This window comes from Mucilaginibacter sp. (assembly GCF_964263795.1).
Lineage (GTDB): Bacteria > Bacteroidota > Bacteroidia > Sphingobacteriales > Sphingobacteriaceae > Mucilaginibacter.
Window position 1 is genome coordinate 1 of record NZ_CAXVWK010000124.1, and the last position, 3,739, is coordinate 3,739.

Here is a 3,739-nt window from a genome sequence, read left to right on the forward strand (position 1 = left end):
AATGATCCGCGGACGAAATTGGGCACAGTTGTAGTAACCGTTGCCCGAATATTGGTGCCAAACTGCTCGGCAGCAATGGTTACAAAGGTTGCCCAATAACCAACAGAGCAGCCCATTGCAAAGCAGATCCAAATAAAACGGTCATGCGTAATGCCCACAGAACGGAGATAAATAAACGCCGTAATAACCGACACGGTAAGAAAAACAGCCATAGTAAGTTTACGGGATTTAGTAAGCTGTGCCAACAGTCCTGCAAAAATATCACCTATGGAAATTCCAATGTAAGTGTACAAAACGCCTTCGCCCGCACTTAGCGGCGTTGCGGCCCTGAGGGCTTTACCAAACTCGGGCGAAAGGGTAACCAGCACCCCTACCACGTACCAAAGCGGCGCGCCAATAAGAATACAGAATAGATACTTTTTAAAGCGTGCAAAGTTGTTAAACAGCATCAATATCTGCCCTTTTTTGGCAGTACTTTGCTCCATAGATTTAAACATGCCCGATTCAAAGGTGCCAATACGCAGCAATAGCAACAAAACACCTAAGCCGCCGCCAACAAAATAGGCAACCTTCCAATTATATTTAGTGGCTACAAAATAGGCTGCAGCGGCGCCAAATAAGCCTATAACGGCCACTATCATGGTACCGTAGCCTCTTTTCTCTTTACTTAAAGTTTCGGCCACCAAGGTAATACCTGCACCTAATTCGCCGGCCAGACCAATGCCTGCAATGAAACGGATCAGCGCATACGTATTTACATCGGTAACCAGGCCGTTTGCAAAGTTGGCTACCGAGTACAGCAGGATTGAACCAAACAATACTTTGATACGCCCCAGCTTATCACCTATCACACCCCAAATAATGCCGCCAAGCAACAAGCCGAACATTTGCACATTGATGATAAACTGCCCCTGCTTAAGCATATCAGCATCGGCAACACCGATATCATGCAGGCTTGCCTTACGGACTATTGAAAACACTAAAAGATCATATATATCAACAAAGTAGCCCAGGGATGCTACCAATACCAGGAAAACCACATTCCTGGTTAATTTAGCCGGTGCGTTATCCGCCATAGTTGTCATTTAATAATTGGTAAGCTAATGTAGTTATTGGCGGCAACCGTGCCTAATTTTTTGCATAAAAAAACCCCTGCAAAATGCAGAGGCCTAAATATCATCGGGAAAAGTTGACTATACTTTTTTTACGTTTACTGCCTGCAAGCCTTTTCGGCCGTCTTCCACTTCATATTCAACGTTATCGTTATCCTTAATTGCGTTTACACCACCCTGCACGTCTTTAAAGTGAACGAATAAGTCTTTACCATCTTCGGTAACTATAAAACCATATCCCTTTTGTGTGTTAAACCATTTTACTTTTCCAGTTTTCATAATGTTAGTATAAGAGTATAATTAGTTAGTTAGAAAGATCAGTGGGCAATTCAAACTGAATATAATTGATTAATAATCAATATGGAATGAACAACTATCTGTTCAAATATATAAAATTATTAATAATCAAATAAAATTATTTATTTAGAATCATTAAGGCAATTGACATCATTAAAACAAAAAAAGGCCACCGTTAAACGGTGGCCTTTAAATTTATTGATTAGGGTGTTTCCCTGCTTATTTTACAGTTTGAAAAAAGTAAACATCAGCAGATGGTGTTACACGTACCAAAAATTCGTCAGTACCTTTTTTAAGGTCAACAAAATAAACGGTAGTATCATCGTTAGCGTCTAATTTGATCACTTCTTTAGCCATATAGCCTTCGTATTTTTGTGCGATCTCATTTTTAGCTTTTACCGGCAATGCTTTGAATTGTACAGTTTGGGTTGCACCCATGTACTCGCCTTGCAGATTGTAAAATGCTGACATCTTTACACCATCTAAAACAAAGGTAGCTTTTTGAAAGGTTGAGCTAACTTTCCAGTTAACATCTTTTGCCCTTACAAATTCATTATTGAATTTATTGATTACTGTATATGATACTGCTTCAGCACCATCCTCAGATTTAATAACCCTGTTAGCAGCAAATACATTAGCAGTAAACAAGGCAGCGATTGCGGTAGTTACAAATATCTTTTTCATTGTGTTTTTAAATTTTAATTTACATAACAAAAGTACATCTGAGTTATGAATAATTAAAATAAAAATAAACTTTTATGAATATTTGATAATTTATAACCGATAAAAATCATTTTATTAAAATAACGGGCTATACTTAGTGTATAATTTACAATATGTCAATAAAAACATAGATAGCTTAGTGTATGTTTTACAATAAGGTTAAACTGGCATTTAAGTAATGTTAACTTTTGCTACCCGTTATCGGCAAAACCAGGGTAAAGCGTCATCCCGCCATCAATAAATATGGTAGTACCGGTTATGTAGTCGGCCTCGTCAGATGCCAGCCAAACAGCCAGTTTGCCAATATCTTCGGGCCGCCCTATGCGGTTATAAGGTATAAGCTTTAACAATTTATTTAAAGCCTGCGGGGTTTCCCAGGCCTCCCGGTTTATCGGTGTTTGTATTGCCCCTGGCGCGATACTAACCACCCGGATGCCATGCGGCGCCAATTCCTGCGCTATGCTTTTCATGAATAACTCTACACCGCCTTTGCTGGCAGCATAATTTACGTGCCCTGCCCATGGTATTACCTCGTGCACACTGCTCATACAGATGATCTTACCTGCGGCTGTACTCCTGCTTTTAACCACTCCCCTGCGGATAAATTCTTTGGCGGCCTCGCGGGCGCATAAAAACTGACCGGTAAGGTTCGTTTTAATTACGGTGTTCCATTCATCAAGGGTCATATCTACAAGTGCTGCATCTTTTTGCAGGCCTGCGTTGTTTATCAGTATATCTACAGTTTTATATTTTTTGATGGTGAAGGCAAACATGGCCTGTACATCCTGCTCGTTGCTTACATCGGCATGAAATGCGTAAGCGCGGCCTCCGGCACTTTTTATTTCGGCTACTACTTTATCGGCCGCTTCATCGCCATGGATGTGATTAACAATTACAGCAGCACCTGCCGCGCCTAAAGCAATGGCAACTGCCTTGCCTATACCGCTATCTGCACCGGTAACAATGGCCACCTGGCCCCTGAGTTTTTTTGTTGACGCCATACTAATTAAATATATATGGCAAAGAAGAAAATGAGGGTAACGGTTTTAAAAATCTTAAGCAAAGGCAGCAAACTATCGCCTAAACTAAATTACTGCTTATAATGCTTTGATGTATTCTAAGAATAAGTGCAGGGCTTTCTTTTTATCCTCTGTGAGGTCAAAATCCAGCCGGTGCATCAGGTAATCTTCCAGATCAAAGTCCGGGCGCTGAGGCAGTTCTTTGAGTAACTCCTTACGATGATCCAGGCCCAGCTTTAAAGCCTTGTCAAATTCTGCTATAAACTCAACAGGAATTGGCTTGTTAGCTATCCAAGCGGCAAATACAAAAGGCAGGCCGGTAAAGGTCATCCATTCTTCGGAAAGGTCATAAACAAAAGGGTATTTATCGGTTTTGCCAAAGGTGCGGTCGCCGATTTGTACAAAAGCCGTTTGTGGGTCTGCAGATATTGAATAGTCGGCCGCATCAGTAATAAGTTCCGGCTGTATTTGCCAGAAATTTTTAAGCAACACCTTTGCCAGGTTGTTTGATGAGCGCGACTCCGGATCTAACTGTACGCGCTTAGCTTCCCTTATGTCGCAATTGCTAAATATAAAAACCGAATTTAC

General features: G+C 40.9%; 5 protein-coding genes. All 5 read right to left on the reverse strand.

Going from position 1 to position 3,739, the window contains the following annotated elements:
• On the reverse strand, positions 1 to 1,076 hold a 1,076-nt coding region (locus ACE5CV_RS19605; RefSeq protein WP_374951900.1), incomplete at its 3' end, for an MFS transporter.
• A gap of 117 nt (positions 1,077 to 1,193) precedes the next feature.
• Positions 1,194 to 1,391 carry a cold-shock protein gene (locus tag ACE5CV_RS19610; RefSeq protein WP_374951901.1) on the reverse strand — a complete coding sequence of 66 codons (198 nt, stop codon included), beginning with the start codon at positions 1,389 to 1,391 and terminating at the stop codon, positions 1,194 to 1,196.
• A gap of 237 nt (positions 1,392 to 1,628) precedes the next feature.
• Positions 1,629 to 2,093, reverse strand: coding sequence for a hypothetical protein (locus ACE5CV_RS19615; RefSeq protein ID WP_374951902.1), 465 nt, complete (start codon positions 2,091 to 2,093; stop codon positions 1,629 to 1,631).
• Between the two features lie 230 nt (positions 2,094 to 2,323).
• Positions 2,324 to 3,133: an SDR family oxidoreductase gene (locus tag ACE5CV_RS19620; protein ID WP_374951903.1), complete on the reverse strand. Its 810-nt coding sequence runs from the start codon at positions 3,131 to 3,133 to the stop codon at positions 2,324 to 2,326.
• A gap of 96 nt (positions 3,134 to 3,229) precedes the next feature.
• Positions 3,230 to 3,739, reverse strand: a 510-nt coding sequence (locus ACE5CV_RS19625) for a menaquinone biosynthetic enzyme MqnA/MqnD family protein (RefSeq protein ID WP_374951904.1), incomplete at its 5' end; no start/stop codon positions are given.